We start from the raw sequence: 17,631 nt of genomic DNA, 5'->3' as shown, positions 1-17,631 counted from the left end.
AAATTCCAATTCAGTCTTCCTTACACCTTGCCTAAAACTTCTCAAATATTGTCTTTTTTATATTGGGTGGGGGATAAACCAACCTCGTTTTTAAATAATCGATTAAACGTTTTCACATTGATGAAACCAACATTATAAGCAATTTCTGTAATTGGTAAATCTTCATTAAATAGATACCATTGAGCCTTCGTTATTCTATATTGATTTACAAAATGACAAAATGTTGAACCAGTGTATTTTTTAAAAAACTTTGCAAAATATGAATTCGTAAAGCCGATATAATTCGCAACATCATTTAATGTAATATCATTCATATAATTCTCTTCTATATAATGAAATATTTTTTCTAATTTTAAAAGACTAGCCTTCCTATTCGGATAGTTAAGCTTATTATTTTCTGTATGAGGTAGATCTCGATAGATTAGTAGTAACATATCATATAGTCTAGCTCTAATTGCCAATTCGTATCCTTCTTTTTTATCGATAAATTCACTTTCAAGTTCTTTTAAATAGCTAATCATCTTCTGTTTAACTTCTTTAATCCAATAAACACTAGATTTTTGAATACAATTAAACAATTCGATTAGTTCCATATTATTTTTTTTCAAAAACTGTACATCTTCGAAAATAGTAAAATCAAATTGCACGACCAATCTCATACTATTTGGTGAAGATAAAAAATAATGTATGTCACCACTATTAATGATATAAAATTCTCCTTCTTCTAAATGAAGTAATTCATCATTTACACCAATCTTTAAAGTGCCTTTTTGTACATAAATGATTTCTACGAGTTTATGCCAATGATGACCAACTAACGTCAATCCATCATTTGAAAATAAACAAAATGGAAAATTTCGATCTAATCTCCTTACTTCAAGAGTGGCGCTCATTTCTAATTCCCCCTGTACAACTATACTTACTATGTATTTATTTTACATTAACATTAATTATAGATTTTTTCATAGATTTACTATTTTTAAGCTGGAAAATAAAAAGATGCTTATACCGTCTAAAAAAGTATAAACATCAATATAATGAAAACGTTCATTTTTTCACAAACTTATTTCCAATAAATCATTTGATTCTCAAGGTTTTCCTTATTAACATAATTTCTTTGCATTGGAAAAGGACAGCCTAAGTTATATTTCTTAATTTCATCATTTACTTCCGTGATCATTTTAGCTATTTCTTTACTATTTTCATCAGAATTGATTTTCATCAAAATCGTTTCAAGTTTCTTAAATATTTTCTTTTGTTGTATAACCCAATCTGGTTTATAACCCGACTTCTTAACAACAGTTGTTAATAGATCATCTTTTAAGAGCTCCTTAGGTAATGGTTTACCTAATCCAGGTAAATCTTCAAATCCACCTTCTTTTTCATGACGCTTTACAATTTCACTTAACCAATCTACATATTTTCCATTATTCGTCATCGTTTTAGCCACCTTTTTGGTAAGTCTTATATTTAGTATTCGTTACTTTTTAACTATTTCCTTTCTATAAATTATGCAAACGAATGCTTTAAGTTAGTTTCTAACTTTGTACAAATAATGAACTTTTTTTGAATAAACAAAAAGAGAAACTGATTAATCTAGTTCCTCTTGGATTTAATATGTATTTTTTAAACCAAAATTCATCGTTATATTAGATTTAATGAAAAAATCTATGCTCGATGTCTTTGAATAAACACATTCTCTTTATAATTTTTTAACAAGCCTCTTTCTCTCAAATATTCCTTAAAATACAAGTTCGCTTCTTTTCGCTCATCATAAGGATTCTTAGAAAGTACAAACCCTAACTTATCTTCTTTTTGAAGTTCAACACCTGACATATATAAATGAATTTTATTTTGATGATAAATTTCTTTTAAGGGTTCCATGAAATTAATAGCGAAAGCAGAAAGTAACTTCATTTCAGTTTCGAATGTAAACCTTGTAATATAGGATAAATCCACAAAAATGACGCCAATAAATCCTGTATTTGAAATTTCAGCCCTTATTGTTTTTTCATTATTTAAGTGACCAATCTCACGAAGATATTCTATAAAATAACGAATTCCTTCTTCTTTTTCGAATGGCTTTTTTGATAAAATTAAGCCTATTTTCTTTTCTTCACGTAAATATTCACATGCGATATATGCTGGAATATTTTGTTTCTGAAATAATGCAGATGCAGCTTGTAATAGACCATTTAATACTTCATGTATAATTAAAGGTTGCTTCCTTGTGAAATAATATTGATTTTCTTGCAATTCTTCCATATCAATGAAACTTGCTCCGATAAAACCTGTATTGGATATAATAGGTGTTTTTGAATTCCTTTTAGTGGCTCCATTTCTTTTCATCATGCAAGTTCCTTTCCTTCTAAAATCTATATATAGAACATTAGTTCGCTTTTTATATTTTAATCATACACAATATATTTTAAAATGTAAATCTCAAAAATGAAAAAAGGATACGAAAATTTTTCGCATCCTTGAAATAATTCTTATTAAGATCGGTAGCTTAAGAAACAGTTTCTTCCTCAATGTCTACATAACAATCCATTGTATGTACTTCTTTATCTTCATGATTTCCAAAATAAATAGTGAAATTCATAGTCTAACACCCTTTCACAAAGGATATAATTTTAATTTAAATTCTGTTTAATTATATTATTATTACCAAGAAATAACAATACTTACATCATTTTGAAAGAAGATGTTTAGGTTAGTAGATAATCATTTTAATTATTTACTATACTTTATAACATTTATTAAAGTAACAAGTAAGTTAAAGTGTACGATTTTTAACCGGCACAAATAAATGAACTTTAGCTTTTCCCTCTGGGTCTTCTGCAGGATTATTCATACTAAATTCTAAGTTAAAGCGGTCGTAATCAGGTTCAAACTCACTATTTGGTAACCATTCTTCATACATAAATTTATAACCACTATTTAACATATTAGGAGAATCGTAATATTGATACAAAGCGTACTGCCCACCATCTAATTTTCTAAATTGCATATTTTCATGTTTCTCTTTATTAAAATTATCAGGTATGGTTACACATGCATCATGACGACAATTATGACTTTCTACTAGATTTGGATTATCTAAAGAAATTCCTATGAAAGATTGCTGAGGTGGAAAAAGTCCATTATTTATTGCCCAATTTAATAGCTTATCCCAATGTTCCTCATTTTCTTCAATGTATGAACCAACGCGCCTGAAAAACGCAACCTCATATTCAGGTAGTTCTTTAATTAAAATTTTCATTTTCTCAACTCCTAAGTAGTAATCAAGTCCTTTATTCTCTATCCTTTATTCAAAGTCCTTTTCTTACAAAAATTAAATTCAGAGCATATAAATCGACCGAATATGATATTAGTGAAAAGCAACAAATTCTTCTAGTTCATTAATTCTTTTGTCCAATAACCTTCTACTTATATAGAATAGAGTAATATGTTCTACCTAATAAGGAGGATGAGTTATAACAATGATTGTACCGATAAGTTATATAGAAACGCTGCCAGGAAATGCTGCACATTTATTTTTGTTTAGTGATGGTAATCATTATGCAGTTAAATGTAAAAATAATTTCCATGGAACAAGGGAACTTGTAAACGAATACGTTGTCGCTAGATTGGGTCAACTGTTGAATTTGCCTGTTGTACCATTTGAAATTGTAAATATGTCTGAAAAGCAAATTCAGCAAATACCCAAAAAATTTTCTTCTCAATACCAACCAGGCAAACAGTTTGCTAGCCTTTTTATTGATAACTGTACTGGCCTTGCGAAAAAACCTCCGCGCCCTGCAATACATGAAGTTAATAATCCCCATGTTTTAGCTGGAATTCTCGTTTTCGATTATTGGGTGCATGATGCAGATCGCACTAAAAGCAATATACTTTTAAAACGAGTCCCAGATGAACGGTATGACATTCATATGATTGATCATGGAAAATGTTTTCCAGGAGGTTACAAATGGAATGCAGAAACTCTTCAAAAATCCAAAAAGTTTAAAAAGGATTCAATCGTTCATATTTGGACGGTAGACATGTTAAATGACTTAAACATCATAACGTCTTATATTGAAAAAATCCTAGCATTATCAGAAGCCTCAATTGATGAAGTAATTCAGGATATCCCAGAAGACTGGAATGTTTCATACGAAGACAAAGTAGCACTTTTTAACTATTTGAAAGAGCGCAAAAAAACATTTGCTGATTCAGTTTATACATTTGTAAAAAAATATTTAAACTAAGGTACGTCGGAGTCAGATGTATTTTTCGTAATGGTGTGAATCTATTTTAGAAACGAAAATACCCTTCAGATATTTTTCTGAAGGGATTCTTTATTATTATAGTTTCTTTTATTATATATTCGCCGAAACTTGAGAAATGAAACAATTCTCCAAGGGCAAATATATCCGATTGCGACAGTCATAAAAAGTGCTGCCTCAGTCTCATTGCCGAGCCACTTTAAATAATCGCGAAGTAGGAATCGGATAATAAAAATTATAACAAAGACGATGATGAAACTTCTGTTCTTTGTAGCGTAGATTTGTTGATCGGATCGAAGTTCATAGTTAGTCGTCCAAATAAGTGGAATAGATAAAATAAATCCAAAGAGAAGTGCACAAATCCATTCCCAGCTAGTTGCTTGAGCCTTCGGATTCAAAACAATAGGAATACTAGGGATCAGCAAATATAGCATTGGGAGAAGAAGGCGAACTCCTCTTCCTTTAATAGGGTGATACATAGCTCTCGTTCTTAGCCATAATACCAAAGCAGCAACCACAATAACAATCATGTAAAAAGAAGAAGCGTTCATATATTCCCCCGAAATTATAATATTTTAAGAGTTGAAAAACATTAAACATCTTAATGTATATTCCCCAGATAAAGAGATAAGAAGTGAAAACGAAATTGAGAAATGCTTTTGGAAATTCAAATATTAGGAGAAAGATTTATTTTTGAAAATGATATTGTCATATTTTATGTATGCTAAAATATCGAAAATTTGTTAGTTGAATATTAAAACTCTATATAAAAGGGATGCATGTTTTCATTCAAACAATATTCAATTCTCTGCTTGAAGTTTTTCCAAGTTACCATCGTTAAAGCTTTCTCAATTGGAAAATATCCCACTTCTAAACTTTCTGATGAAGTTGTCAACTTTCCCCCAATTGGTTTAGCTAAAAACAAAGTGTTACAAATCGAAGCACTAACATTTTGAAATACTCCACAAAATTTCAAAACTTCAATATTAATCCCACTTTCCTCTTTTGTTTCCCTAATTGCAGCTTCTTTTAATGATTCGCCCTCTTCAACTTGCCCACCTGGCATTTCCCAACCTCTAAGCGGACCTTTAATTAATAAAATCTCATTTTGCTCATTAATTACAATTGTCGCAGCTGAAATAATATGTTTAGGTGGCAAAAAAATATTTTCTGTATTTTTGTCCTTAGATAACATAAGAATACCCCTTTCTACTTTAAACACTTAAATAATACTTTTTATATATTCTATTAATACTTAGAGAGTCCTTTCTTGCTAAACTAAACACAACTTTTTAAAGTAAAAGATCTCTATGGATGAAAATATCAATTATTCCGTTCAATAGACAGTCAGTTAAAAAAGAAGGATAATTTATCCCTTCTGTCGAATTTTGAAGGATTAGTACGATGAAGGAGATTTTCAAATGGATTATATTAAAAATATGAGGAAATATATTGGTAACGAAACCCTTTTCACTGTAGGTTGTGGGATCATTATTGAGGATAATGAACAAATATTATTGCAACACAGAACAGATGAAGACAATTGGTGCATTCCAGGTGGCATTATGGAAATTGGAGAAACTTTTGAAGAGGCAGCAAAAAGGGAATCCCTTGAAGAAACGGGACTTACTGTAACGAGATTAGAGTTGTTTGGTATTTACTCAGGTGAAAAATGTTTTGTTCAGTACCCTAATGGAGATAAAGCATTCAGTGTTCAAATAATTTTTAGATCTAAACAATATACAGGAGAATTAAAACAAAAGGATATTGAAAGCAGAGAACATCGTTTTTTTAGTAAGACAGACCTTCCTGCTAACTTAAATCCACGCCAAAAACCATTTATAAATGATTGGGCAGAAGATAAAAGACATCCAATCATTAAATAATTAACTTAACAGCCATTATATGGAATAAGAAATTCAAAAAAAGTGAAAGAATCAGAACAATTAGGATTTGGTTTTTTCACTCTTTTCATATACTGCTAAATGCATAATTCACTTAACATTATCTTTCACTGCAGCTATTTCAGTAAAACTCCTACAAACTCAAAAATTATATTTATTAATCGTTGAAGCATTTGCCAGACTCAATTGTCTTAAAAATTTGTGTGTATACATCCTTAATGTTACCATCGTTTACTTTGTCATTGTATAGTCCATATCCACAGAAATGATTTTCATCTAAAATACCCTCAGCATAGGATTGTTCAACCATATCAGGTGCATCTTTGTAGGATATTTGACCATTAATAATTAATACAAATGATTTTTTTGAATCTATAAAGAAAAATGGAAGACCAGAATGTTGATATATAGCCAGATATTTATGATTGGCAGCTTCAGAAAGATGCTCCTTCTTTATCAATACGGCATCAAATTCCGACGAAAGATTTTTACTTTCTTCAATTTTATCCAAATTAATATGTTTGAATTTCAAATTCTCTTCTCTTACTTTCGGAAAATTACCGATCACACCAACAATTAATTTTTTCCCATTATAAAGAGGTGTATAAATCGTATCAGAATTACAACCAGTAAATATGACTAATATTAGTAGTAAAACTGGAATTATTTTTTTCATAAAATTAGACTCCTGTTATGTAAATAGTTGATTTGTTAGTAACTCCACAAAAGTAATTATACATTCAAGATCCCCTCCTGTAATTTGGGGGAATTTCGTCTTTTTCCACTAAATTAATGTTCAATGTCTCTGCTCCATCTTTTTGTATAATTTTTATTATACTTCTATGCGAATTTTGAGGTTACCTCTATATTCAAAAACAAAAACCTTTATTCACTATTTAGAACAAAGGTTTTCTATTACATTATTATCTAGTTACTAGCTGTCCACTCGTTTTAGGTTCGTCTTCTACGATCCTGCTAACTTCATATAACTTTTCCTTATTCACAAAATCAAAATCATTTAATCCATGGTATAAACCTTCATTTTTCATAGGTTGTTTCTTTTGAAGACCAGTTTGGTTTTCCATTAAACGCTCAATGCCCAATTTAATTAGATTAAAAGCAAATATCGAAACAATAAAAGCTATACTTGGTCCAATGATTACCCATGAATCAATAGATAACTCGATATAATTTGCACCAATCATTGCAGACCATTCATTAGCTTGTGACATCGGTCGATCGACCCCAAGATCTAAGTAAAGTACTTTTACACCACCAATAAAAAGTTTAAAAACGCCTAATTGGGTTAGTAAAAATAAAGTTTGAATAGTTTGTTGTACAAATAATAAAAGAATACGGCTTCGTAAATATGGTATTACATGTTTTCGACGGATCCAGCCATTTCGTGCACCTATGACTTTAGAGCTAGTAATGAAATCATTTTTCAAAAAATCTCTAACCTCTTCACCGATTGAATTCATCAATACAGGTATCGAAATAATGATTAGTAATGATATTTGAATTGCAATCGTTTTTTCTTTAGCTGCTTCTGGAACGTCATTTAATCTCTCAAAAAATGGAAATATAATGATAACAGCTGGCACAAATCGAAATGCATTCAAAATTGGTTCAATCATTTTTAATAATTTTTGATTCATGAATCCAAAAAATGTGCCTAATAAACCGCCAAATATGACTCTCATTAGTCCTACAACGATGGCAATGGATAAAGTGTATTTAGCACCATCAATTACCATCCAAAATACATCTCTTCCAAATCGGTCGACACCAAAAAGATATTTCCAACTTGGAGGATAACCATATGTGTCTACTAATTTACCTTCTGCATTGTATAACAAAGCAGGGGCTGGTTTTATCGAATCCTTTATAAAGTAAGTATAAATAAAACTAAAGGTGATTAAGCCAAGTATGATAAAGCTACCTATTATGATTGGTGAATACTTTTTAGCTTTTATCATACAGCTTGTCCCCCTTTCATTCTAATAACAATTTGTTTAAATATAATTTCTAGCAAAAAGAATGGGATAAATAGTAAAACTAGCGCCATAAAAAAGATTTCAGGTGATCTGCTGTTATTAAATAGAAATGAAAAATAGCCCTTCATATTAAAGAACTTTTCTACTATTAATAGATTTGAAATCATCATCCAAAATATTAGCTTACTATTACTTAATAAAGTAATCGTTACATTACGAAATATATGACGGATAATAATCCAAGAATTAGAAAGTCCCTTTGCTTTTGCGTATTCTACATAGTCTCTAATTCTTTCTTCCTGTATTGCTAGAAATAACATCTGGAAAAGTTGAATCGTAGGAATAATCGAAACAAGGATAATCGGTAATGCGTAAGCTTTCGATTCAAAGCCACTTATTGGATCCACAATTTTAACGCCTGTTTTATTAAAAATCCAAAAAAAGAAAATTTGAAATGCGCAAATCATTACGACGTCTGGTATAGATTGTAGGAAAAATAGGATGCTATTCATTATTTTTCTAAATGATTTTGGACCTAAATTTACTATATAAGCAATAAATAATGCGACGAAAATTGAAAGCAAAAACGCTGAAAAAAGGATCGTAAAAGAATAAACATATGGCTCTAAAAATACAGAAGAAAAAGGAACATATTGATATTCTTTTAAGTAAACTTCTAAATTATCGAAGTAAAAAAAACTCCAAAAAAAGATTTGTATCTGATTCCAAAACTCTGCTAGTCGCTCTCCTTTTGGTAAAAATAACGTAAAAGAAGTAGCCGTAATTAAACCAATTCCAAATATAGTTAAACAAAACTGAAGAAGATATTTTGATATAGTTCTACTTGTTTGTATCATGTTTTATACACAATCTTGTTCATCTAATTGTGTATTATTCCCCCTCCTTTTCTTGCTTTATCTTATCTTTACCAAATACTAGAAAACCGCCATCACTTAATTTACCGATTTTCCAAAATGTCCCAAACTGTTTAATATACATATATTTTTGGTTATTCTTTTTCCCAACTCTATAACCTTCTGTAGTGGAGCGAATGTTTTCACCATATTTGCCAAATTTGTCTTGAATGTTTTTTGGTTGCTCTTCAGGCCTAAAAAATAATAAACCGGTTAAGTTTTTATTTTTTGTATCTAATAAAATTTTCTTATTTGCAGTACCATTTTCATCTGTTTTAATAGTAGTTTCGTAGATTACTTTTTTTGTATCATCATCTTTAAACAGAAGATTAAATTTAGCATTTTTAGGAAGTGATGATTCCACTTTAATCCCAACATTTTTTAAATCATAAGTACCTTGTGGTTTAATAGCTAAATTTTGTGGAGGTTTTTTAATTGTACATGCTGATAGTGCAACAGTTGCCAAAGTTAGTAAACAGATCATTTTAAGTTTTTTCATTCGTTCTTAAAAAACTCCTTTCTAGGTAATAAAATTTATTTCCAAAATTATTTCTAAAAGTTAAAATTTTTAACCAAATTCAATTAATTTTATCAAAATAATGACGGCTTGTGCAGTAAAATTGTTATAATTTTCAATTTTATCGAATAATTCCACCATTAAAATGTTTTTATACAGTATAATAGACTCGTACCAACTACTACTAAAGGAGGCAATTTGATGGAAAAAATGTTAGTAAAACGTTTAACTCGTGCTGAGGTTCCAACAGAAATGACATGGAAATTAGAGGACTTATATCCAACTCGTGCAGAGTGGCTAGTTGCTTTAGAACTAATTGAAAATGATTTAATAAAGGCAAAATCGTTGAAAGGTTCTGTCCTAAAATCTGCTGAATCTTTAAAAAAGGCATTATTAACTTATGAATCTATTATGCTTCAATTAATTCGTTGTGGTACATATGTAAGCTTACTTCAGTCTGGAGATGGTTCAGATTCTCAAAATCAATCTGATAGTTTACAATTTTCAAGCTTAAGTACAAAAGCAAATACTACTTTAACGTTTATTCAGTCAGAGCTTTTACATTTAAATAATGAAATGTTAGAGGCCTTTATTAAGGAAGAAAATGAAATTGAGGTTTTTAAATTATTATTAGAAGAAATTATTGCATCTAAAAAACATAGATTACTCCCTGAAACTGAAGAGGCTTTAGCTGCACTTGGTGAAGTTACCTCTGCCCCATATCGAATTTACCAAACTAGTAAGGCCGCTGATCTAGAATTCGATTCCTTTGAAGATGAAAATGGAAAAGAATTAGAAAACTCGTTTGCCATGTTTGAAAACTTATATGAATTCTCTCCGAATCATACAGTTCGTAAACAAGCATATGAATCTTTTACTAAAACTCTTACCCAATACAAAAATACATATGCTTCAATCTATGCTACTCAAGTAAAAAAGGAAGTCGCTTTAAGTAAATTACGAAATTATGATTCAGTTACGCAAATGTTACTTGAAGACCACAAAGTATCTTTAGAAATGTATCATAATCAATTAAATATCATCTTTAAGGAACTAGCTCCACATATGCGTAGACTAGCTAACTTAAAGAAAAAACAACTTGGACTTGAAACGATTCATTTCTATGATTTAAAAGCACCACTAGATCCTGATTTCAACCCAAGTACTACTTATGAAGAAGCAAAAGAAACAATCTTAAAATCACTTGAGATTATGGGACCTGACTATATTTCGATTATGGAAAAAGCGTTTGATGAGCGCTGGATTGATTATTCCGATAATGTTGGAAAATCAACAGGTGCATTTTGTTCTAGTCCATATGGAGTGCATCCATACATTTTAATTAGCTGGCAGGATACGATGAGAAATGCATTTGTACTTACTCATGAGCTTGGACATGCTGGTCATTTCTATTATGCAAACAAATATCAACGTGTTGTAAATACTCGTCCTTCTATGTATTTCGTTGAAGCACCTTCGACATTTAACGAGATGTTATTAGGCCAATATTTATTAAAACAAACGAATGATCCTCAGATGAAGCGTTGGGTCATCCTTCAATTACTAGGTACTTATTATCATAACTTTGTAACTCATTTACTTGAAGGTGAGTTCCAAAGAAGAGTTTATGAACTAGCTGAAAAAGGTACACCACTTACTGCGTCAACATTCTGTGAAGTTAAAGGTAATGTTCTGAAAGAATTTTGGGGCGATTCTGTTGAAATCGATGAAGGTGCAAGTTTAACATGGATGCGCCAGCCTCATTATTATATGGGACTATATCCATATACTTATTCTGCTGGATTGACTGCATCAACTGCTATTTCAAGAAGAATTGAATCAGAAGGCAAACCTGTTATTGATGCTTGGATTGAAGTATTAAAAACAGGTGGATCGAAAAAACCTGTTGAACTTTTAAAAATGGCTGGTGTTGATCTAACAACAAGTGCACCGATTAAAGAAGCTGTTGAGTATGTTGGTTCATTAGTGACAGAATTAGAGTCACTTTTCTAAAAAAATCAAAAAACACCTAAATTATTTTAATATAAATAATTTAGGTGTTTTTATTAGTTTTTCATTTGTTTCTTCTTCCCTTTTGTTCCATTACTATAAAGAATAAAACCAATACATCCGAATAAAATCGGTCCAAGTACGATTGGTAAATATTCTAATACTGTAGTATCTGGAGCTGGAATAAGTGTTAGTCCGATTGTTCCAACTACTGAAACCATTCCAATTAGTGCAACGAATATAGCTAGTGAATTGTTTTTAATTTTAAACGGTCTGTTTATCTTTTTATCAGTCATACGAAGTTTAATATAAGCACTAATTAAAAATACATAAGGGATAAAAAATGCCAATGTTGACATTAAAATTAACATATTTAATGCCTTTGAAACACTTGGTACAAAAGCAGAAAGAATTAAAATGAAAGTAACTGCAACTGCTTGACCTAATACTAAAATCGATGGCATACCATCTTTATTTTCTTTTAATAAATTTTTAGGAAGAACCTCTTTTGCACTTTCAGCAATCATCACACTAGGATTCAAAATTAAAAATGAAAGAGATCCTACAAATGCTAATACAAAGCAGATACCTAAAATTTGAGAGAGTGAGAAATTCAGTCCAAATTGAGTAGTTATTTTATCTGCAAATAAGTATAGTGCTGTCGCAGTTTGGTCAGATGAAATTGTAATCACAAACTGAAATGCAACTGTTGCAAGTATATAGACTAATGCAATTATGATTGATGTGATAAAGATTGCCCTCGGAAATGTTTTTTGTGGGTTTCTTACATTCCCCGCAATCGTTCCTAACATTTCTGCACCTGAAAAACCAAACATTAATGTTGATAAAAACATAATCGTGCCAAAGGATAAATTATTTGGCATGATTGTACTTTGAGTAAAATGAGTAGCGCTTGGTTGACCGCTAAACATACTATAAAATCCGAAACCAAAAATTAAAATTGCAGGAACTAACACCCCAAGTGGCGCCCCAATCGACGCAAGCCTTCCGCTCATTTTAGTACCTTTTAATGTAAGTAATGTAACGACCCAAAAGATAATACTGGATATAATAGCTGTTTTCATAGGATGACTTGCCATTTGTGGCTGGTTAATTCCATATGCGATCGCAATTGTAGTTGTTAATAATAGCGACGGATAATATGTAAAATTAGCAATCCAAAAAAACCACGAACATAAAAATGAAGCTTTTTCTCCAAAAGCCTTTCGAACCCAGACACCCATACCGCCTTGATTTGGATAGGTTGTAGATAACTCAGCTACAATTAATCCAATTGGAATAAAATAGATTAATGCTGCAATAATCCAATAAAATAAAGCTGAAGGACCAATTGTTGAAGCAAAAGCAATATTACGTAATCCTAATATTGCATTTATACTTAAAAATGATAAACCCATTACACCTAATTTTTTAGTCGAATCCATGATGATACTACACCTTTCAATATAAAAAAATCTTCTACTTATTAATCACTTGAGTAATTATACAGATATATTAATATAAATTCAAACGTTATTTTATACTAGAATAATATTTTGAATTGATGTAAAATTTCATCTTTAAATCATGAGTTATTGATAAAGTTTTGAACTTCGTTAATCGAATAGAACTTCTTGTCAAAATCTTAGTTGAATCTTTTGTAAAAACATAAAAAACCCACGAGTGATTTCCTCGCGGGCTACTTATTTGATTAATCAACGTAACGAATAATCTCTGCAACTTCTTTACGTGCAAGTTTTTTCGCAGGTTCAGATGGATATCCAAGTGAAATAACCATGTTAATTTCACGGTTATCCTCGATCTCTAAATACGTTCTAAGTTTATCTTGAGCTAATAGGACCGGACCTGTCATTGGACATGTTCCTAAGCCTAATGCATGTGCAGCTAACATTAAGTTTTGAGATGCTAAGCAGCTACTTTTAATTCCTTCTTCTTTCCAAACTTCATTTTCAACAAAGCCAATTGGATCAAATATTTTTGTTCTGAATTTTGATTCATAAGGTGTTGCTAAACAAATTATTAAAACCGGAGCTTCTCTAAATGCTGTTGCATAAGGACCAAAAGATCGAACTAAAAGTTTACCTTCTTTTTCTAATCCTTTTTCTTTTGCTTTTTCAGCAACTTCATGTAGAGAATCCCATGTCATCTCTTCAATTTTTTTAATTTTGTCAGTGTTTTTAATAATGATAAACTCCCAAGTTTGTGAGTTTGTATCACTTGGAGCATAACGTGCGCAGTCAATAATTTCTTCAATTATTTCATTTGAAACAGCTTGATCAGTAAATTTTCGAATACTTCTTCTTCCGTGAATAATTTCTTTAAACGAATTGTAATCCATGCTTCCACCCTTTATTGTATATGCTGATCTTCATTCATCCCTTGATGTTTTACTAATTCATAGTAAAAGCCTTGTTTATCAATTAATTCTTCATGTGAACCTCTCTCTATACACATTCCATTTTTCAAAACAAGTATTTGATTAGCATTTTTAATTGTATTTAGTCGATGAGCAATGACAAAGCTTGTTCGGCCTTGCATTAGTCTTTGTAAAGCTTCTTGAATTTTAATTTCAGTAATTGTATCAATACTACTTGTTGCTTCATCTAAAATTAAAATTGCAGGATTTGCTAGAATAGCTCGAGCAATTGAGAGAAGTTGCTTTTGACCTTGACTAATTTGCTGATCATCTTGTTGTAAAATTGTATCATATCCTTTTGAAGATTTCATAATAAAACTATGTGCATTCGCAAGCTTTGCTGCCTCTTCTACTTCTTCATCCGTTGCATCTAAACGACCATATCGAATATTTTCTCGAATTGTTCCTTTAAATAAAAATGAATCTTGTAAAACAAATGCCATTTGTTGTCTCAAGTTTTTCCTAGAATATTGACCAATACTTACACCATCTATGAGTATATCACCACTATTGATTTGATAAAAGCGTGAAAGTAAATTTACTACAGTCGTTTTACCCGCACCAGTTGGTCCGATTAATGCGATTGTCTCCCCTTTTGTTACTTTGAATGAAACATTTGTTAATGTATTTGAATCCTTCCCATAAGAAAAATTAACATTTTTATATTCAACTTCACCTTGAATAACTTTTTGGTCATTAATAATGTGAGATTCATCAATCGCTTCAATATCTTCATCAATGATTGAGAATACCCTTTCAGCTCCAGCAATCGCAGAAAGTAATGTATTAAACTGATTTGATAAATCGTTTAGAGGACGAGTAAATTGCCTTGAATACTCAGTAAATACAACAATTGTCCCAATTGAGATATGTCCTTTATAGGCAAAGTAACCACCAATACCTGCAATGATCGCAAAGCTTACATTGTTTAATACATTCATGAATTTAGGAATAAATCCGGCAAAGATAAATGCCCAAAATCCCGAGTTTTTCAATTTTTCATTTTTATTTAAAAAGTCTCGAATCATTTTATCTTCTTGAGAAAAAGTCTTGATGATTCTTTGTCCGGACACTGTTTCTTCTATAAATCCATTTAACTCACCTAAGTTCCGTTGCTGGATTTTATAAAGTTGGCCAGTACGATGCGTAATCCATTTTATACCAATTATTAACACAGGAACAATTGATAAAGTCAATAAAGTTAAGATTGGACTATACCAAAGCATAACTGAAACAGTACCAACTAAAGTTATAACACTTGAAAATACTTGGATTACTGAAGTATTTAAAGTCGAACTTACATTTTCCAAGTCATTTGTTACACGACTCATTAACTCACCGTGTTGTCTTTTTTCAAAAAATGACATTGGCAATTTATGAAACATATTAAATAATTCTGTTCTCATTTTTGTTACAGTGTTTTGAGCAATATCGATCATCCAAAAATTTTGCAAAAACAAGGATGCTGAATAACCTAAGTAAATAAACACTAAAGCAAGGATTAACCAACTTAAACCACTTAAATTATATTTTAGAATATAATGGTCGATTGAATATCCAACTAATACAGGCCCAAGTAAACCAAGTACCGAACTTGCTAAAACCATGATCAGTACGACAGCTAGTTTACCTTTCATTAGTGCTAGGTAAGACCATATCCTTTTCAATGTTGAGGAAACGTTATCTGCTCGAGAAGCTTCCTTTTTCTTCTTATCCTTCGATAATTGTAATTGTTTATATTGGAAAGGTTTAGTTAGCTCCTTTAACATTATGAATTTCCTCCTTTCCATATTGTGAATAGTAGATTGCTTTATATAGTTTTGAACTCTTTAATAAAGATTCGTGTGTACCCTCTTCTACAAGTTCACCTTCATCAATAATTAATATTTTATCTGCATTTTTAGCAGTGCTGATTTTTTGAGTGATGATTAATGTAGTACATTCGTAATTTTTTAAAGCTTCTATTAAACTAGCTTCGGTTTTTAAATCTAATGCACTTGTACTATCATCAAGTAATAAGATACTAGGTTTTCTAAGGATTGCTCTTGCAATAGAAAGTCTTTGTTTTTGCCCACCTGAAAGGTTAACACCTTTTTGACCAATTAAACTTTCATATCCATTTGGGAAAGTTAAAATTGAATCGTGAATTTGCGCATGTTTAGCAGCTAAATAAACTTCTTCATCTGATGCACTTTCTCTACCCATTAGTAAATTTTCTTTTATTGTTCCGGTAAATAGTAGAGCTTCTTGTGGTACATATCCAATTTGTCCTCTTAGTTGTTTACTGTTTATTTTACGTATATCTTGATCATCAATTAAAATTGTTCCAGAATTAACATCGTATAAGCGAGGGATTAATTGGAATAAAGAAGTTTTTCCTGAACCTGTTGAACCCAATATTGCAATAGTTTGTTCTGGGTATGCAACAAATGATATATTTTTTAGCACTTCTTTTTCAGAATTAGGATAACTGAAAGAAACTTGATGGAATTGAATTTTTCCTTCCAATCGATTGGCTAGTTGGTTTCCTTCATTCTTTTCTACAAAGTCTTCTTCAATCGTTAATATTTCATCGATTCGTTCAGCAGAAGCTCTCATTCTTGAAAACGCACTAATGATAAATGAAAAAACAGTAAATGATGAAGTAATACGAGAAATATAATTTACGATTGCAACAATATCTCCAATATTTGTTTCGTGTGAATGAACTTTACTATTTCCAAACCACAATACAATCAAAATAGAAGCATTCATAAATAGAAGCATAACTGGCATCGTAATTTCCATTGTTCGTAATGCAACAGAAGTTTTTTGTTTTAAATTTTGATTTATATGTTGAAATCGATTATTTTCATGGTCATTACGTACAAAGGCTTTAATTAATTTCATTCCAACTAAATTTTCCCTAAGAACACTATTTACAATATCCACATTATCTTGAACATTCTTAAATAGTCTTCTACCTTTTTTAACCATCCAATTTAGGAACATAAATAAGAAAGGCAAAATTAAAAATAAAATAAATGAAAGCTTCCAATTCAAAATTAATGCCATTACGACACTACCAGTTACAATCAATGGCGCTCTCAAAATAATTCTTAAACTCATAAATACTGCACTTTGTAATTGTGAAACGTCATTTGTCAATCTTGTAATGATTGATGAAGTTGGTAAATAACTAAACGTCGTAAATGAAAAAGTTTGTACTTTCTCAAATAGTGTTTTCCTTAACGTAAATGAATAGCTTTGAGCAATATGAGTAGCATAAAAAGTATTTAATACTCCTCCAATAAATGCAACGATCGATAACACGATCATGACGATTCCCCATTTTGTAACATAAGCCATGTCCTTGTGAACTATTCCATTGTTAATGATATTAGATAAAATATATGGTTGAAATAATTCAACGACTAATTCCAAAAGTAAAAAGACGATTGCTGCGACAATTGTTATTTTATATGGTTTTAGAAATTTAAAACTATTCACTCTAGTCACTCCCCTACTAAAGAGGTAATGATTAAAAACCCCTCCGTATTTTCTTATCTTTTTTTAATAAAACTACAAAAAACTTAATAAAAGTA

At 30.5% G+C, this 17,631-nt stretch carries 17 protein-coding genes; 3 read left to right on the top strand and 14 right to left on the bottom strand.

From position 1 onward, the window contains the following. Nucleotides 1-41: 41 nt before the first annotated feature. The 4 genes from AB1282_RS17430 to AB1282_RS17415 form a co-directional block, all read right to left on the bottom strand. Nucleotides 42-893, bottom strand: coding sequence for an AraC family transcriptional regulator (locus AB1282_RS17430; RefSeq protein WP_056473196.1), 852 nt, complete (start codon nucleotides 891-893; stop codon nucleotides 42-44). A gap of 170 nt (nucleotides 894-1,063) precedes the next feature. Then, nucleotides 1,064-1,438 carry a DnaJ family domain-containing protein gene (locus AB1282_RS17425; protein WP_056473198.1) on the bottom strand — a complete coding sequence of 125 codons (375 nt, stop codon included), beginning with the start codon at nucleotides 1,436-1,438 and terminating at the stop codon, nucleotides 1,064-1,066. A 230-nt stretch (nucleotides 1,439-1,668) separates the two neighbouring features. Then, nucleotides 1,669-2,352 (bottom strand): hypothetical protein, encoded by a 684-nt coding sequence (locus tag AB1282_RS17420; RefSeq protein WP_056473200.1) that lies wholly within the window; start codon nucleotides 2,350-2,352, stop codon nucleotides 1,669-1,671. A 424-nt stretch (nucleotides 2,353-2,776) separates the two neighbouring features. Next, nucleotides 2,777-3,262, bottom strand: a complete 486-nt coding sequence (locus AB1282_RS17415; protein WP_056473202.1) for an AraC family transcriptional regulator — start codon at nucleotides 3,260-3,262, stop codon at nucleotides 2,777-2,779. 220 nt (nucleotides 3,263-3,482) lie between these two features. Here AB1282_RS17415 and AB1282_RS17410 point away from each other — a divergent pair, with 220 nt between their 5' ends. Continuing rightward, nucleotides 3,483-4,250, top strand: a complete 768-nt coding sequence (locus AB1282_RS17410; protein WP_056473204.1) for a HipA family kinase — start codon at nucleotides 3,483-3,485, stop codon at nucleotides 4,248-4,250. A 65-nt stretch (nucleotides 4,251-4,315) separates the two neighbouring features. On the opposite strand, the gene AB1282_RS17405 is transcribed toward AB1282_RS17410, so the two are convergent. Beyond that, nucleotides 4,316-4,819: a CcdC protein domain-containing protein gene (locus AB1282_RS17405; protein WP_429899651.1), complete on the bottom strand. Its 504-nt coding sequence runs from the start codon at nucleotides 4,817-4,819 to the stop codon at nucleotides 4,316-4,318. 203 nt (nucleotides 4,820-5,022) lie between these two features. Further along, nucleotides 5,023-5,463, bottom strand: coding sequence for an NUDIX hydrolase (locus AB1282_RS17400; protein ID WP_056473210.1), 441 nt, complete (start codon nucleotides 5,461-5,463; stop codon nucleotides 5,023-5,025). A gap of 226 nt (nucleotides 5,464-5,689) precedes the next feature. Between AB1282_RS17400 and AB1282_RS17395 the strand changes: the two genes are divergently transcribed. Beyond that, the gene (locus AB1282_RS17395; RefSeq protein ID WP_429899650.1) at nucleotides 5,690-6,154 is read left to right on the top strand and encodes an NUDIX hydrolase; all 465 of its coding nucleotides are present in this window, start codon (nucleotides 5,690-5,692) and stop codon (nucleotides 6,152-6,154) included. Between the two features lie 175 nt (nucleotides 6,155-6,329). Here AB1282_RS17395 and AB1282_RS17390 read toward each other — a convergent pair whose 3' ends face one another. From AB1282_RS17390 to AB1282_RS17375, 4 genes are all read right to left on the bottom strand, one after another. Next, complete coding sequence (locus AB1282_RS17390; RefSeq protein ID WP_056473216.1) at nucleotides 6,330-6,848, bottom strand: hypothetical protein; 519 nt, start codon at nucleotides 6,846-6,848, stop codon at nucleotides 6,330-6,332. Between the two features lie 247 nt (nucleotides 6,849-7,095). Further along, nucleotides 7,096-8,151 (bottom strand): hypothetical protein, encoded by a 1,056-nt coding sequence (locus tag AB1282_RS17385; RefSeq protein ID WP_056473217.1) that lies wholly within the window; start codon nucleotides 8,149-8,151, stop codon nucleotides 7,096-7,098. After that, nucleotides 8,148-9,026, bottom strand: a complete 879-nt coding sequence (locus tag AB1282_RS17380; RefSeq protein ID WP_056473220.1) for an ABC transporter permease subunit — start codon at nucleotides 9,024-9,026, stop codon at nucleotides 8,148-8,150. Before AB1282_RS17380 ends, AB1282_RS17385 begins: the two co-directional genes overlap by 4 nt. Before the next feature lie 34 nt (nucleotides 9,027-9,060). Next, nucleotides 9,061-9,582, bottom strand: a complete 522-nt coding sequence (locus AB1282_RS17375; protein WP_056473223.1) for a hypothetical protein — start codon at nucleotides 9,580-9,582, stop codon at nucleotides 9,061-9,063. 219 nt (nucleotides 9,583-9,801) lie between these two features. Between AB1282_RS17375 and pepF the strand changes: the two genes are divergently transcribed. After that, nucleotides 9,802-11,613, top strand: a complete 1,812-nt coding sequence (pepF, locus tag AB1282_RS17370) for an oligoendopeptidase F (RefSeq protein WP_429899649.1) — start codon at nucleotides 9,802-9,804, stop codon at nucleotides 11,611-11,613. A 53-nt stretch (nucleotides 11,614-11,666) separates the two neighbouring features. Here pepF and AB1282_RS17365 read toward each other — a convergent pair whose 3' ends face one another. The 4 genes from AB1282_RS17365 to AB1282_RS17350 all read right to left on the bottom strand — a co-directional run bounded on the left by AB1282_RS17365 (nucleotide 11,667) and on the right by AB1282_RS17350 (nucleotide 17,536). Next, on the bottom strand, nucleotides 11,667-13,055 hold the full coding sequence (locus AB1282_RS17365; protein WP_056473228.1) for an APC family permease: 1,389 nt from the start codon (nucleotides 13,053-13,055) through the stop codon (nucleotides 11,667-11,669). A gap of 266 nt (nucleotides 13,056-13,321) precedes the next feature. After that, nucleotides 13,322-13,969 (bottom strand): nitroreductase family protein, encoded by a 648-nt coding sequence (locus AB1282_RS17360; protein WP_056473231.1) that lies wholly within the window; start codon nucleotides 13,967-13,969, stop codon nucleotides 13,322-13,324. Between the two features lie 11 nt (nucleotides 13,970-13,980). Further along, complete coding sequence (locus AB1282_RS17355) at nucleotides 13,981-15,816, bottom strand: ABC transporter ATP-binding protein (RefSeq protein WP_429899648.1); 1,836 nt, start codon at nucleotides 15,814-15,816, stop codon at nucleotides 13,981-13,983. Further along, entirely contained in the window at nucleotides 15,797-17,536 is a 1,740-nt protein-coding gene (locus AB1282_RS17350) for an ABC transporter ATP-binding protein (protein WP_056473236.1), read from the bottom strand. Before AB1282_RS17350 ends, AB1282_RS17355 begins: the two co-directional genes overlap by 20 nt. Nucleotides 17,537-17,631: the final 95 nt, after the last annotated feature.

The organism is Gottfriedia sp. S16(2024), from assembly GCF_050473765.1.
Taxonomy (GTDB): domain Bacteria; phylum Bacillota; class Bacilli; order Bacillales; family Bacillaceae_G; genus Gottfriedia.
The sequence above is the reverse complement of the archived record's forward strand: the minus strand, read 5'-3'. Positions and strand labels throughout refer to the sequence as shown.